Below are 13,103 nucleotides of genomic sequence, written 5' to 3' on the forward strand. Positions count from 1 at the left end.
TCACGAAGGATGTCGAGGCAACAATCTCGTCATCCCACGCGTGGTTGATGATTGCCCATATCCGCAGAGTTCTGCGAAAAATCAATCAAACCCCTTTCTGATTCAGGCTCTAAGAAAATTTTTTCATTACTTACGAGATAAAAAATCTGAATGACCCAAACTCTTTCTTCCTTTACGATCATAGGTGGTGGTTTTTCTGGTTTAAGTGCTGCTTATGATCTTGCTCGTGCTGGGCACAAGGTGACCGTTCTTGAAGCGGATCGCTATCTGGGGGGGCTCGCAGGGGCCTTCGATACGGATGGAGAGAGGCTGGACCGTTTTTATCACCATTGGTTCACAAACGATCTGGATGTCATGGGGCTGATCAAAGATACCGGGTTAACTGATGATGTGGTCGTACAGCCAACTAATACAGGCGTGTACTACGCAGGCCATTTTTTTAAACTCTCGACACCTCTTGATCTTCTCAAATTTACAGCACTGCCCTTTATTGACCGTATTCGTCTTGGGGTGCTGACCCTGCGCGCACGGCACGTAAAGGACTGGAAGGCGCTCGAAAACGAGACTGCGGCTGACTGGTTGCGCAAGCTCGGCGGAAAAAATGTTTTTCGAGTTGTATGGGAACCGCTTTTGGCAGGCAAGTTCGGACCCTATGCAGAAAAAATTTCTGCTGTGTGGTTCTGGAATAAACTGAAACTGCGAGGAGGAAGTCGTGGCAAGGGAGGCGAAGAACGGCTTGTTTACATGAAAGGCAGTTTTGCGCGACTTGCCGAGGCAACTGCTGCGGGTATTGAAAAAGCCGGGGGCAAAGTCATGTGCAATGCTCCCGTTACACAGATTACTCAATTGGAAGATGGACGGTGGCGGGTTGCTGGTCCATGGGGGGAGTTGGACAGTGACAAGGTGATTGCCACCACGGCGCTTCCTCTTGTCGCTGATATGCTCGAAAATTGGGCAGCGCCAGAATATCTCTCCAGTCTGCGTCGTATTGATTACCTTGCCAATGTCTGTTTGGTTTTACAGTTGGACCGGTCTCTTTCTTCCACGTACTGGCTGAATGTTAATGACCCGAGTTTTCCATTTGTCGGCGTTATTGAACATACAAATTTTGAAAATGCATCCAGTTATGGCGGCAACCACATTGTTTACCTGTCTAAATACCTGCCGCATACAGATGCACTTTACCAAATGAATGATCAGGATATTCTGGAGTTTTCTTTGCCATATATCCAGAAGATGTTTCCCGCTTTCAGTCGGTCATGGATACGTCAGTATAACGTATGGAAAGCACGGTGGTCCCAACCCGTAGTGGAAAAACATTATTCCAGCCTTATTCCTGATCAGGACAGCCCATATCCGGGTCTTCATCTTTGTTCCATGGCTCAGATTTATCCTGAAGATAGGGGAACGAATTATGCTATTCGTGAAGGTCGGAAAATTGCAGCACGGTTAATAAATAAATAAATTTCGGAGATGCATTATGCTGGAATCTGTTTTTAAAATTGGACAAAAAATGTTCAATTTCTATGTATTTTATTTTGTTGTTATGGTTTTACTTTGCGTGGAAGCCTTTGTCGCGCATGTGTATGCTTGGGACCTTGACCATGAAATGTATTATGGTGCTCGCTTGCTTCATGGGGAGTTGGTGTGGACAAGCGAGTTCCATGATAAACTACCGTTCGTACCTTTTCTTTTTATCATTCCAGCATATTTCAAAAGCATAGATGTTTTTCAGATAATTTCCATGGGACTGATATTTTCAACGTCCATTTTCATGAAAAATATATTTGAAAAATTATACCAAAATTACAAAATATCTAACAGCATTTATTATTTTTGCACGGCTCTCTATCCATTTTTGTTGTGTTTTTCATACAATTCGTTCGCCACTATAAATTGTATTGGAGTCAGTTTTTATGTTTTGTCTTTTCTGTTGTTGATCAAAGAAAATTTTCTGGTTGATGAAAAGAAAGTAATACAGATTTCTACATTGCTGTTGGGGAGCATGCTGGCTGCCATGGCAATATCTATCCGTCCATATTATTTGCCATCTTATGGTGTCATTCTTATTTTATCTGTTTTGTTAAGTCAGGAAAACAAAACCATTAAAAATTACCTTTGGATGTTTGGAAAAATATCTATGTGGGTAATGGCAATAGCTGTGTGGGGCTTTTTTCTGAATGCTTTTCCTTATGTGGTAACGGGGCAATTTGCATCTTTTCTTGATGGTCTTGCCATGTTGGCTTCGCCTATTAATCCAATTTCTGGGCCGGAGTCGTTTTTTATGTTTGCCAGAAAAACTCCTGATTTATTTTTTTGGGGGTCATGGAGTTTAATGGGAATTTTAGTCGTATCCGGATTGGTCGTAGATAAAAGAAATTTCTCCAGATTAGAGATAAAGATTTTTTCTATTTCTTTTCTTTCTGGAGTGGCTCTACTATTTTTTATCATAAGCCAACATTACTGGGAACATTACATACAACTTTTTATGGGGAACTTTTGTATTTGCGTAATGGCATTTTTGGTATGGCAAAGTGAGTGTAAATTGCCTGCCATGTTATATGCACGGTATGGTGATATTGTTGGTAAGAAAATTTTACCAATTTCTCTAGTATCTTTATTAATAATACCGCCAGTAGATATGATTAAAAGAGACATAAAAAACAAAAACAAAGATTATTATGACATAAAAGTAGCTCAAGCTACACGAAAGGATTGGAAGGCAGAGTTTTTTGCAGAATATGTTAATAAAAATTATCGATCTAAAAGGCCGGATTTCTTATTTCCTGAAGATATAAAGGCGCATTGGATTTTAGATGAGCCGAGACATCATTTTCTTCATGCAGCTAATACGCGACATGTGTTTTTTGGTTGGTGGGAAAAACTTAAATTCAGAAGCTCCCATTTTTATGTGGTGAGCAATGGTGAACAATATTGTCAGCTTATAAAAGAAAATGGCCCAACACTCATTGCGGTTACACCGAGTGAGTATTTAACACCATGTCTGTCGGAGGCATCATCAGGGTATGTGCAGGATGCTGAGTTAAAACAGGGGAAAAAAGTCCTTCTGGTTTTTAAACGCGCAGGATCGCCCTAATTTTTCATTGAGGCTTATTCACCACATATAACCCCTGATGTGCTGATGAAACGTTGCCCGTTCGCCCCCTCATCCACCCGTGCATCTATGTGGTACACGGTGCGCAAATGTTCGGGGGTCAGAACGTCTGCCGGGCGGCCGTAGGCCAGAATCCGCCCATTGTGCAAAAGGCAGGCCAGATCGCACTGGTTGAGCGCTATGTTCAGGTCATGCAGGACAATTATGGTGACCAGATTGCGCTGTGCCGTCTCGCGCCGGAGCAGGGCCATAACGGTCTGCTGGTAATACGGGTCCAGCGCGCTCAGTGGTTCATCCAGCAGCAGGGCGCGGGGTTTGCGGCCGAGGGCTTGGGCCAGCCCTGCAAGCTGGCGCTGCCCGCCCGAGAGTTCGTGCAGGCTCCGCGTGGCAAGGTGGGCTATGCCCACGTCATGCAGGCAGGCCATGGCGGCGTCTATGTCCTCCGCTGTGCTGGCGCTGCTCTGCCGCCCCGTGGCGTGGCGGGCGGCCAGCATGGCGTCCAGCACGCTCAGGCGCACGGGTTCTGGCAGGGCTTGTGGCAGGTACAGGCAATGCCGGGCGCGCAGGGCCAGCGGCATGGGGGTCAGGTCCACCCCATCCAGCGTTAGTGTACCCGTGGCGCGGAGCAGCCCGCCCATGGCGCGCAGCAGGGTGGACTTGCCGCTGCCATTGGGGCCAAGTACCGCGCAGACCGCTCCGTGGGGGAACGGCCCGGCCTGCACATCCGCCAGCACGGGCCTGCGGCCATACCGGACACTCAGATTGCGCACTATCAGCCCTTCATCGGGCCGGGTGTGGGTCATGGCGTGCCTTCCCCCCGGCGCAGCACAATAACCAGAAAAAACGGTATGCCCACCAGTGCTGTTACAATGCCGGTCGGCACCACCACGCCGGGCACGAGCACACGCGCAACAAGAGCTGCGAGGGAGAGAATGAATGCCCCGCTCAACATGCTGGCAGGTAGGTAAAAGCGGTGGTCTTCCCCCACAAGGCGGCGGGCAATATGGGGGGCCACCAGCCCGATAAAGCCAATAACCCCCACAAAGGCCACGGCCAGTGCGCATAACAGGCTAATACGCAGCAAGGACGCACGGCGCAGGCGGGGCACATCCACCCCAAGGCTCGCTGCCCGGTCTTCCCCCATGCGCAGGGTGGTCAAGGGCCACGCCGCCCGGAGCGAAAACGGAAAAATGCAGGCCAGAGCGCCCCCCAGCAGGCCAAGAGTACTCCATGTTGCGCGGGTCAGGCTGCCAAGGGTCCAGAACACCAGATTTTGCAGTGCGTCCTCGTTCGCCACAAACTGCATCAGTGCCACCAGCGCCTGAAACGAAAAAACAAGTGCGACCCCGCACAGAATAACCGTGCCCGTGCCGCCCTGCCGCAGCCGCACCAGCGTATCCAGAATCCATACGGACAGGGCGGAGCAGACAAAGGCGCTCCCCGCAGTTAGCCACATATCGGGCACAGGGTTAATGTGCCAGCCCAGAACAATGGCAAGCGATGCGCCAAACGCCCCCGCGGCAGACAGGCCAAGTGTGAACGGGCTGGCCAGCGGGTTGGCCAGAATGGTCTGCATTTCCGCGCCCGCCAGCCCCAGTGCTGCCCCCACGCATGCGGCCATAAGCGCGTAGGGCAGGCGGATCTGCCAGACGATCAGGCTGGTCTGCTCGTCCACTCCCGCAGGAGCAAACATGGCTCGCAGTAATGTGGTGGGGGAGAGTGCCGCAGGCCCCACCGCGCAATCCACCAGAACGGACAGAACCAGCACCCCCACCAGCCCGCCCAGCACAAGGCTACGGTGGTGCATGGCGGTCCGGTAGGTCTGCGCAATGGTGGGGTGGTGGTTGGGCATGGTTGCACACTATCCCGCCGTATATGGCGCAGGGCAAGAGGGCATGGGCCACGGTTGTCAGCAAAAATGCAAAACCCCATGGGTCACAGGGGTGGACGGTGCCTGCACACGGGCCGCCAGCCCCATTCCACTGCTTGACGCACAGCGTGCAAGCGGGCTTTGTACGCGCACATTCCACCCCAGCAGCGTGAGTGAGACGGACGGGTTTGGCACACACAGTTCCAGCACAAGGCGGGGTAGAACCCGAATTTGCCCCCACCCACGGGACCACTCTGGCCTTTACTGTGGATGCGGCACAGGCGGGCGAGCGGGTAGACCGGTTTTTGTCCACCTGCCCCGGAGCCCCCTCCCGCTCACGCATAAAAGGACTGATCGAGGCCGGGTGCCTGCTGTGCAACGGCGTGGTCCTGCGCGAACCCGCCATGCCGGTCAAACCCGGCATGGTGGTGGTGCTGGACCTGCCAGCCGCAGCCCCTGCCACCCCGCAGGGCGAGGCCATGGATTTTAACATCCTGTATGAGGATGACGACCTGATCGTACTGGACAAGCCCGCCGGGCTGGTGGTCCACCCCGCACCGGGGAACGAGACAGGCACGCTGGTCAATGGCCTGATCGCCCATTGCGGGGAGAGCCTGAAAGGTATTGGCGGGGAGCGCCGCCCCGGCATTGTGCACCGGCTGGATAAGGATACGTCTGGCGTTATGGTGGTGGCCAAAACGGAAAAAACCCATCTGGCCCTCTCGGACGATTTTGCCGCCCGCCGCATAGACCGCGCCTATCTGGCTTTCTGCTGGGGTGTGCCAACACCTGCGGAGGGGGATTACGAGGGCGCGATAGGCCGCGACAAGCGTGACCGCAAACGCATGGCGCTGGTCACCCATGGCGGTAAATGGGCATTAACCCATTACCGCACGCTCAAAGTGTTCAGCGCATCGGCAGCCCTTGTTGCGTGCAAGCTGGCAACGGGGCGCACCCACCAGATTCGGGTGCATTTTTCGGCCAATGGCCACCCGCTTATGGGGGACCCGCTCTACCTGCGGCGCGTGCCGGCCGCCGCCCGTGGCCTGCCACCGGTGGCAAAGGCTGCGGGGCTGGACTTCCCCCGTCAGGCGCTCCATGCGGCCCGGTTGGGCTTTACCCACCCCAGAACGGGTGAAAAACTGCTGTTTGAAACGCCCATGCCGCCCGACATGCTTGAACTCGAACAGGCATTGAGCGACTCGTAATGACACGGCAATAACCCCGATTCCGGGGTAAAGGGGACCGCATAGGTCCGCTAACTGTGGCAGTTTTGCTACCATGCGCACCTGTTTTCTTGACAGGGTACATTTTTCTGGCGCACCCTCTTGGTCTATACCGCTCACTTTTCCGTAAGGCGGGAAGGGGCCTTTGGTTCCTGCTGCTCATGCCGAGGGCAGGGACAGGGGCTGTCATATTTTTCCATCGGGTACTGGAACTTGCCTCTGTAGTTGTGGGTGCGCCTGTTGACGGAACAGGAACCAAACGCACCCAAGGGAGTTTCCAGCTCAGGAAGGAGTACTCAAATCATGGCCTCAGTCATTGATGTTGGGCCTGAAGGCAATCTTTCAAGGTACCTTCAGGAAATTCGTAAATATCCTCTGCTTACACCAGAAGAAGAACTCACCCTTTCGCGCAAATGGCGGGACAAGGGGGATGTCAAGGCCGCCCACCGGCTGGTGACCTCCCACCTGCGTCTGGTCGCCAAGATTGCCATGGGGTACCGCGGCTATGGCCTGCCGATCAATGAACTGATCAGCGAAGGCAATGTGGGGATGATGCAGGCCGTACGCCGCTTTGACCCCGAAAAAGGATTCCGTCTGGCCACGTACGCCATGTGGTGGATCCGTGCGGCCATTCAGGAATACATTCTGCATAGCTGGTCTTTGGTCAAAATGGGCACAACTGCTGCCCAGAAAAAGCTGTTCTTCAACCTGCGTCGCCTCAAGGGCCAGATGCAGGCGATCGAGGATGGTGACCTCAAGCCCGAACAGGTCAACAAGATTGCCACAACCTTAGGTGTGTCCGAGCAGGATGTGGTGGACATGAACCGCCGCATGGCTGCCCCCGACCACAGCCTGAACGCACCACTCAAGGCAGATCAGGATAGCGAGTGGCAGGACCGGTTGGTGGACGACCACGTCAATCAGGAAGAGGTTTACGCCGAGAATGAGGAAATGTCGGGCCGCAAGGCGCTGCTCGCCACCGCACTCGAAACCCTGAACGAGCGTGAGCGCCGCATTTTTACCGAACGCCGCCTCAAGGACGACCCGGCCACGCTGGAAGAACTCGCCCATGATTACGGCATTTCCCGCGAGCGGGTGCGCCAGATTGAAGTGCGTGCGTTTGAAAAAGTACAGGAAGCCATGAAGAAGGAAGTCGCGGCCCGCCGCAACGCCACACTGGGGGAATAATCCCCCCCTTTGTGCGTGCCCGGGCCTGCTGCTGGTTTGTCATCTGTGCCGGGCACGGATACGTCGGTAGCCCGTAGCTCCTGTCGTTGTGGGCCGGGGCGTCTGGTGGCTTGGGGAAGCTTATAATCTTCTGATCAGCCCCCGCTGTCCCGCGCTGGCTTACTCAGGCGTGAGCGACGTCCTGCACAAAAAATGTGGCGTCCGTGCGCCCGTTCCAGCTTTCTGCCCGCAGGTAGCCCGCCAGATGCACGGGCGGGCGCGTTGCATCTTCCAGCACCAGTGCCAGCGGGTTGTTGTCCGCCTTGAACAAAAGGGCCTTGAGCCTGCTGCCATTACTGGCCCGGATCTGCACCCGCAGGGTGTTGGCGTCCCGGCCTATGCGGTCGGTGCGCACAATATGCACATTGGGCAGGGCAATAAGTGGTTCGGGGTTACCCGCGCCAAAGGGGGCAAGGGCTGCCATGTCGGTTGCCAGTTCTGCCGTGGCTCCGGTTACGGCCACCACCGCGTCTATGGTCAGGTCCACGGTCGGGGGGAGTTCGGCTGCCTGTGGCAGACGGGCGTTAAGGAAGGCGTGGAACTCGCTCAGTTTGTCTGCCTCGAGCGAGAACCCGGCCGCCATGGCGTGCCCGCCCCCGGTTTTGAGCAGCCCCGCCTGACGGGCCGCAATAATAACGGTGCCAAGGTCCAGACCCGCCACGGAGCGACCAGAGCCTTTTATGCTCCCGTCCTCCTGCTGCGCGCCAACAAGGGCGGGGCGGTTAAAGCGCTCTTTTATGCGGCCTGCCACAATGCCCACAACGCCGGGGTGCCAGTCCTTGCCTGCCAGCAGAATAACGCCGTGGCCAGCGTCCTTCTGTTCGGCCGCCTGTTCCATGGCGCGGTCCAGAATGTCGGCTTCCACGTCCTGCCTGCGGCGGTTGACCGCATCCAGCCGTTCGGCCATTTGCTTGGCCTCATGCGCGTCGGGGCAGCGGAGCAGGCGTAGGCCAAGGGCTGCCTCGGCTATGCGGCCCCCAGCATTGATGCGTGGCCCCAGTGCAAACCCGCATGAGAACGCATCGGGCGCTTTGGTGACCCCGGCAATTTCGAGCAGGGCTGCAACCCCCACGCGCTGGCGGGCCGCCATAATTTTGAGCCCTTCGGCCACAAACAGGCGGTTGACGCCCTGAAGGGGCATGACGTCACACACCGTGGCAAGGGCTACAAGGTCCAGCAGGGGGCGCAGGTCTGGCTGGGGGTGGGTTGCGGTAAAAAAACCGTTCTCACGTAAGGCGCGTCTGGTGGCAACGGTTGCCAGAAAGCTCAGGGCTGCGGCACAGATATGCCCAAGGCCGGAGGAACAGTCCGCCCGGTTGGGGTTTACTGTGGCCAGAATATCGGGCAGCGCATCCTCGGACTTGTGGTGGTCAAGTACCACCACATCCGCTTTACCCACAAGCTGGTTGAGAATGGCGGCAGACGCCGTGCCACAGTCCACGCAGACCAGTAGCGTGGCCCCTTGGGCCACCAGAGCCTCCAGCGCAGGCAGGTTGGGGCCGTAGCCCTCGGTCATGCGGTCTGGAATGTGAGTGAGAACGGAGCAGCCAAGCTGTTCAAAAAAAGCGGCTAGCACAGCACTCGCACAAGCGCCATCTACGTCGTAATCACCAAAAATACCGATGGTTTCCCCCGCCTGCACGGCTTGCGCCATGCGGGCCGCGGCCTTGTCCATATCCGTCAGGGAGGACGGGTCGGGCATAAGGGCACGCAGGGTGGGGGCCAGAAAATGGGGCGCGTGTTCGGGGCTAACCCCGCGCATGGCCAGCAGGCGGCCCACAATTTCGGGTATGCCAAGCTGCTGGGCCAGTGCGGCCCCCAGCCGGTTGATGGTGGGGTTGTCCGCCCCCTCCCGCCATGACCAGCGCCGCGCGTTTACGCTGTGCTCCACATTGAGCACGGCGGGCGTTGCGGTGGGGGCGGGCACGGCTGTGCCCTCTGGCATGGTGGTGGGGAGCATGGGGTTAAAAAACGCCTGTTATTGTGGCGTCCATGTTTTGGTTTTGAAGTTGTGGTGCCCCTCAATAAAGCGGGACGTACCGGACTTGGAACGCATGACCAGCGAGTGCGTGACCGCCTGATGCGGGTACTGCCGCACACCACGCAGCAGCGCACCCGTGGTGACACCCGTGGCGGAGAACAGCACGGAGCCTGCGGCCATATCGTGCAGGTCCAGCTTGCGGTCGGGGTTTTTGCCGGGGTTCATCTTCTGGGCCCGTTCGCGCTGGGCGTCGTCCTCAAACAAAAGGCGACCCTGCATCTGACCTTCCACACAGCGCACGGCCGCAGCGGTCAGCACCCCTTCGGGCGCACCACCGGAGCCGACGTAAATATCGACCTGGCTGCTGTCCAGACAGGCGGCAATGCCACCGGCCACATCACCATCGCTCAGCAGGCGCACGCGGGCACCAGCGGCGCGGGCGCGGGCAATCATTTCCTCGTGCCGTTCGCGGTCGAGCGTGCAGAGCAGCAGGTCCTGCACACTTTTGCCCCGCGCTTTGGCAAGGTTCTTCAGGTTGGTTTCAATCGTGTTTTCAAGGTCCACAACGCCTGCGGGCAGGTTGGGGCCAACCACAATCTTGTCCATGTACACGTCTGGCGCGTGCAAAAAGTTGCCGCGTTCGGCCAGCGCCACCACGGTAATGGCGTTTGGCATGTCCTTGGCGCACAGGTTGGTGCCTTCAAGCGGGTCCACGGCAATGTCCATGGCCGGGCCGCCCGCACCAACTTTTTCGCCAATGTAGAGCATGGGCGCTTCGTCCATTTCGCCCTCGCCAATGACCACGGTGCCGTCTATGGCCACGGTGTCAAAGGCAATGCGCATGGCTTCCACCGCTGCACCATCTGCGTCGTTCTTGCGGCCACGACCCGTCCAGCGGGCAGAGGCAAGGGCCGCTGCTTCGGTCACACGCACCAGCTCAAGAGCCAGATTGCGGTCGGAAACAACGAAGGGAGAGGGGCCAATGGAATCAGACATGAGAAAGCGGGATCCTTAATTGCACAATCGATCGTAAGGCAGGGGCAAGGCTGGGCCTGAGGGGCTTCTCAGGCGGCCTCGATCCGGATCACGACTGTGGAGTCTGTCACAACATTCAGGGCGTCAATCCGGGTAACGGCGTCCTGCATAGCGGCTTCGGATGTCCGATGTGTGACCAGAACAAGGGGAACATAAGGCGTGCTGTCATTTTCCGCCGGGTGCTGGAGCATGCTGCGCAGCGATACGCCACAGTCACGCAATATGGCGGTAATGTCGGCAATAACACCGGGGCGGTCTTCCACCATCAGGCGCAGGTAGAACGCACCTTCACCGCTGGAAATGGGGCAGGCCCGTAGCGGGGGCAGGGTGCTGCTCTGCACGCCCCACACGGCAATGGTGTTGCCGCGTGCAATGTCCACCAGATCGGCCGTGACCGCACTGGCCGTGGGGCCAGCACCAGCGCCGCGTCCTTCGATCATGATCCGGCCAACAAATTCGCCTTCCGCCACCACGGCGTTGAACACCCCGTCCACCTGCGCAAGGGGGGCATGCTGGGGCACAAGGCAGGGTGTTACGCGTGCGTGCAGCCCGGCATCGCTTATGCTGGCAAGGCCGAGCAGCTTGATCCGGTAGCCAAGGGCGCGCGCAAAGGTCTGGTCCACAGCACCAATACGGCGGATACCCTCCACATGCACGCTGTCAAACGCCACGGGCTGGCCAAAGGCAAGACCTGCCAGAATGGTCAGCTTGTGGGCCGCGTCCAGCCCGTCCACATCGGTGGAGGGGTCGGCCTCCGCGTAGCCAAGGTCCTGTGCGTCCTTGAGCACGGTGGCAAAGTCCTTGCCCGTCTCACGCATGACGGTGAGGATATAGTTGCATGTGCCGTTGAGAATACCGCCCACGCGCAACAGGCGGTCCGCCGCCAGTCCCTCGCGCACGGTTTTAATGGCGGGAATGCCACCTGCAACCGCGGCCTCAAACAACAGGGGGGCGTTGTTGTCCGCACTCAGGCGGGCAAGGGTGGAACCATGCAGCGCCAGAAGGGCCTTGTTGGCGGTTACGACCGGCTTGCCAGCCTTAAGGGCGGCTTCAACCAGTGCGCGGGCTGTGCCTTCGGCCCCGCCAATCAGTTCCACCACCACGTCCACATCCGGGTCGTTCACCAGATCGGCGGCGTTGTCGTACCAGCGCAGGGCGGACACATCCACTCCACGGTCGCGCGTGCGCTCACGGGCACTGACGGCCACAACCTCCAGCGGGCGGCCAGCGCGCGCGCTCAGCAGGTCCGCATTGGCGCGCAACAGGCGGATAACACCCGCGCCAACCGTGCCAAGCCCTGCAATACCAAGACGAAGAGGGGAAGAAGAGGAACAGGATGTCACGGTGCAACAGACTCCGGTTTGGGGGCTGGGTTGGAGGAGGGAGGGGCCTTAACGCCGTGGGCGGCCATAAAGCCCTTGATGGAGCGCAGGGCCTGACGCAGGCGGTGTGTGTTTTCCACCAGTCCGATCCGGACATGGTCATCGCCATATTCACCAAAGCCAAGGCCGGGTGCTACGGCAACGCCTGCCTCTTCAAGCAGCAGCTTGGAGAAGGCAACACTCCCCATCTCGCGGAAGGGTTCGGGAATGGGAGCCCATGCGAACATGGAGCCTTCGGGGGAAGGAACGTCCCACCCGGCGGAATGCAGGCCCTTGATCAGCACGTCGCGCCGGTCCTTGTATAGGTTGCGCAGGTCGGCCACACAGTCCTGCGGACCGTTAAGCGCGGTTACGGCGGCAACCTGAATGGGGGTGAAAGCCCCGTAATCCAGGTAGGATTTAATGCGGGTCAGGGCTGCGATCAGCCGTTCGTTACCTGCGGCAAAGCCCACGCGCCAGCCTGCCATGGAGTAGGTCTTGGACAGCGATGTAAATTCCACAGCAATGTCACGCGCACCGGGTACGGCCAGAATGGAGGGGGGAACCAGATCGCCAAAATAGATTTCCGCGTAGGCAAGGTCGGAGAGAATCCAGATTTCCTCGCGCCGGGCAAAGGCGACCAGTTCCTTGTAAAAATCCAGATCAGCCAGATACGCCGTGGGGTTGGAGGGGAAGTTGACAATCAGCGCCGTGGGCTTGGGCACGGAGTGGCGCACCGCACGGTGGAGGGCGCGCAGCATGTCCTCGTTCGGGGTGGCTGGGATGGAGCGTACGGACGCCCCCGCAATAATAAAGCCGAACTGGTGAATGGGGTAGGAAGGGTTGGGCACCAGAATGGTGTCCCCCGGGCTGGTAATGGCGGAGGCCAGATTGGCCAGCCCTTCCTTGGAGCCGAGGGTAACAATGACCTCGCTATCGGGGTTGAGCTTTACGTTAAAACGTCGGTCATAATACCCCGCCACGGCCTTGCGTAGGCCGGGAATGCCGCGGCTGACCGAATAACGGTGCGAGCGTGGGTCGTTTACCGTCTCAATCAGTTTGCTTACAATATGCGGCGGGGTGGGGGTGTCCGGGTTGCCCATGCCAAGGTCAATAATGTCCTCGCCCCGTGCGCGCGCTGCTGCCTTGGCCTGATTGACAGAGGCAAACACGTAAGGCGGCAGGCGGCGGATGCGATGGAACTCTTCGGTCATGGACTTTGGGTGCTCTGAAAGGACAGGGAACATGGCCCCTGTAGGATGAAGGGAGAGAGCATAGTAATCGCCAA

At 57.5% G+C, this 13,103-nt stretch carries 10 protein-coding genes and 1 pseudogene; 5 read left to right on the plus strand and 6 right to left on the minus strand.

From position 1 onward, the window contains the following. From GOB86_RS08940 to GOB86_RS08950, 3 genes and pseudogenes are all read left to right on the plus strand, one after another. Positions 1-101: pseudogene (locus GOB86_RS08940) on the plus strand (IS5/IS1182 family transposase); the annotation flags it as partial. Between the two features lie 49 nt (positions 102-150). Continuing rightward, positions 151-1,464, plus strand: a complete 1,314-nt coding sequence (locus tag GOB86_RS08945; RefSeq protein WP_165992000.1) for an NAD(P)/FAD-dependent oxidoreductase — start codon at positions 151-153, stop codon at positions 1,462-1,464. Positions 1,465-1,480: 16 nt separating this feature from the next. Continuing rightward, positions 1,481-3,097, plus strand: a complete 1,617-nt coding sequence (locus GOB86_RS08950) for a hypothetical protein (RefSeq protein ID WP_165992001.1) — start codon at positions 1,481-1,483, stop codon at positions 3,095-3,097. Positions 3,098-3,111: 14 nt separating this feature from the next. Here the strand turns inward: GOB86_RS08950 and GOB86_RS08955 are convergent, their stop codons facing one another. Together GOB86_RS08955 and GOB86_RS08960 are read right to left on the minus strand one after the other, a co-directional pair. Continuing rightward, a complete protein-coding gene (locus GOB86_RS08955) occupies positions 3,112-3,918 on the minus strand; it encodes an ABC transporter ATP-binding protein (RefSeq protein ID WP_165992002.1) in 807 nt (268 codons plus the stop codon). After that, positions 3,915-4,967 (minus strand): FecCD family ABC transporter permease, encoded by a 1,053-nt coding sequence (locus GOB86_RS08960; RefSeq protein ID WP_165992003.1) that lies wholly within the window; start codon positions 4,965-4,967, stop codon positions 3,915-3,917. The genes GOB86_RS08955 and GOB86_RS08960 overlap by 4 nt, the downstream gene beginning before the upstream one ends. Positions 4,968-5,239: 272 nt before the next feature. Here GOB86_RS08960 and GOB86_RS08965 point away from each other — a divergent pair, with 272 nt between their 5' ends. Together GOB86_RS08965 and rpoH are read left to right on the plus strand one after the other, a co-directional pair. After that, a complete protein-coding gene (locus GOB86_RS08965; protein WP_165992038.1) occupies positions 5,240-6,193 on the plus strand; it encodes an RluA family pseudouridine synthase in 954 nt (317 codons plus the stop codon). Positions 6,194-6,514: 321 nt separating this feature from the next. Next, the gene (rpoH, locus tag GOB86_RS08970) at positions 6,515-7,399 is read left to right on the plus strand and encodes an RNA polymerase sigma factor RpoH (RefSeq protein WP_165992004.1); all 885 of its coding nucleotides are present in this window, start codon (positions 6,515-6,517) and stop codon (positions 7,397-7,399) included. Between the two features lie 163 nt (positions 7,400-7,562). Here rpoH and recJ read toward each other — a convergent pair whose 3' ends face one another. The 4 genes from recJ to GOB86_RS08990 form a co-directional block, all read right to left on the minus strand. Beyond that, positions 7,563-9,398, minus strand: a complete 1,836-nt coding sequence (gene recJ / locus GOB86_RS08975; protein WP_165992005.1) for a single-stranded-DNA-specific exonuclease RecJ — start codon at positions 9,396-9,398, stop codon at positions 7,563-7,565. Positions 9,399-9,416: 18 nt separating this feature from the next. Then, positions 9,417-10,415, minus strand: coding sequence for a class II fructose-bisphosphatase (glpX, locus tag GOB86_RS08980; RefSeq protein WP_165992006.1), 999 nt, complete (start codon positions 10,413-10,415; stop codon positions 9,417-9,419). Between the two features lie 68 nt (positions 10,416-10,483). Then, complete coding sequence (locus tag GOB86_RS08985) at positions 10,484-11,797, minus strand: homoserine dehydrogenase (RefSeq protein WP_165992007.1); 1,314 nt, start codon at positions 11,795-11,797, stop codon at positions 10,484-10,486. Next, entirely contained in the window at positions 11,794-13,029 is a 1,236-nt protein-coding gene (locus tag GOB86_RS08990) for an LL-diaminopimelate aminotransferase (protein WP_165992008.1), read from the minus strand. Before GOB86_RS08990 ends, GOB86_RS08985 begins: the two co-directional genes overlap by 4 nt. Between the last annotated feature and the right edge of the window lie 74 nt (positions 13,030-13,103).

The organism is Acetobacter lambici (assembly GCF_011516885.1).
Classification (GTDB): domain Bacteria; phylum Pseudomonadota; class Alphaproteobacteria; order Acetobacterales; family Acetobacteraceae; genus Acetobacter; species Acetobacter lambici.